Source organism: Bradyrhizobium sp. SHOUNA76 (assembly GCF_023006445.1).
Taxonomy (GTDB): Bacteria; Pseudomonadota; Alphaproteobacteria; order Rhizobiales; family Xanthobacteraceae; genus Bradyrhizobium.
Genome location: NZ_JALBHA010000853.1, coordinates 1 through 1,507, shown reverse-complemented (window position 1 = coordinate 1,507; position 1,507 = coordinate 1). Strand labels below are relative to the sequence as shown.

Genomic DNA, 1,507 nt, shown 5'->3' with positions numbered 1-1,507 from the left:
CGGGGGGTTGGCGGTCTGGGCGGCGAGCTCGCCGATCAGGCGGTCGGCGTCGGCGGCCATGCCGTCGGGCGCCTGGATCACCAGACGCTCCAGCGACCAGCGGTAGGACGAGACGCGCTGCTCCAGGCATTGCTGCACCCACTGCACGATCAGCGAGTTCTCCTGCATGCGCGCGACCGCGTCGTCCTTCTCCCTCGGCGAGAGCGCCGAAACACGCGCCATGCTGGCATCGCGCTTCCTGTCGAGATCGATGACGCGGATCGCGCTGGCGAAGAACGGCTCGAAGCGGGTGATGTCGTTGCGCACGTCCTCGATCAGCTGCGCATAACGCGAGGAATGCGAGCGGTGCGGCTCGTCGATCAGCGTGCGTCCGTACATGGTGCGATCGAACACGATCTTCTGACGCCAGGGCGATGGCAGCGCCTTGTAGTCGCCGAACACGCTCTTCCATGCGGGGCGCGACAGCGGCGGCTCGATCATGGGATAGGCGAGGTCGCGCAGCTGGCGCTCTTCGTCGGTGAGCTGGAATTGCGAAGGCTTCAGGCCGACGCTGGAGGTAACCTCCGCGCCCAGCCAGCGATGCATGTCGTCACTGCGCATGTCGGCGCGGGTGCGGCCGAAATCACCGCCGCTACAGGCTGCGAGCATCGCGCCGAGAAGCGTAAGCAGGGCGGCCGATAAAAAGGGCCGGATCTGGCGGATGGCGTCCGGCATTGCAAAAGCCGGAAATCAGCGACGGCGACGACGGCGCCCCGGCGCTGTGCCCTGCTCGGGGCCGCGATCGCCGCTGGTTTCATCTGCCTCGCGCTCGATACGGATGACGGGAAGGATCAGGATCGTTCCCATGTCCGCGCGCGGAGCGACATCCCCCGACGAGCCCACCCGGCGACCGGCCGGAAATTCAATGATGGTCCCCATGTCAGCTCTCTTCAATTGCCGCGCGACCGAACGCGCCCCTGCAACATGCAATTCATTAAGATCAGTTCATGGTTAACGGGGTGTAAACGCGGCGTTCGGACCGTAGCGGCACGGGCCGGTCCGCGACGTCCCGTTAAGGCACGAGACCGCGACAAGTGGAGCGTTCGGCTTCACGCCTCGTTTTCCTTAACGAGCCTTTAAAGGAGCCTGCGATAGGCTGGCGGCGAGTATCCTTCCCAGGTCGCGTATCTCTCCATGACCAAGTCGCTGTTTCCCGGATTCGACGGGCTGATGTCCCTCTCCCGTCGCGAAGGCGTCGATGTTCGGCCGACGCTGCTGCGCGTGCTGACCGACCTTTACGTCCAGACGCGCATCCACAGCGAGGACGAGCAGCGTCAGTTTACCGAGCTTGCAACACGGCTGATCGACCAGGTTGACGATGCGACGCGCGCGGCCATCAAAGCCAAGCTCGCGATCTATCCGCAGACGCCGGTCCCGGTGCTGCAGAAGCTCGGACTGGTCGCCGCGCAGGAAGGCCGCAGGGTTCCGCTGGCGCGCGAGATTCCCACGCCCGCACCCGCGCCCTCGC

General features: G+C 65.6%; 2 protein-coding genes and 1 pseudogene. 1 reads left to right on the top strand and 2 read right to left on the bottom strand.

The genetic code is table 11. From position 1 onward, the window contains the following. On the bottom strand, positions 1-714 hold a 714-nt coding region (locus tag MOV74_RS37910; protein WP_246932599.1), incomplete at its 3' end, for a hypothetical protein. Between the two features lie 15 nt (positions 715-729). Continuing rightward, a complete protein-coding gene (locus tag MOV74_RS37905; protein ID WP_212067156.1) occupies positions 730-918 on the bottom strand; it encodes a hypothetical protein in 189 nt (62 codons plus the stop codon). Between the two features lie 255 nt (positions 919-1,173). Between MOV74_RS37905 and MOV74_RS37900 the strand changes: the two are divergent. After that, a pseudogene (locus MOV74_RS37900) lies at positions 1,174-1,507 on the top strand (DUF2336 domain-containing protein); the annotation flags it as partial.

Excerpts from the sequence above, each read along its gene's own strand:
- MOV74_RS37905 (WP_212067156.1), bottom strand. The coding sequence starts at position 918 with ATGGGGACCATCATTGAATTTCCGGCCGGTCGCCGGGTGGGCTCGTCG.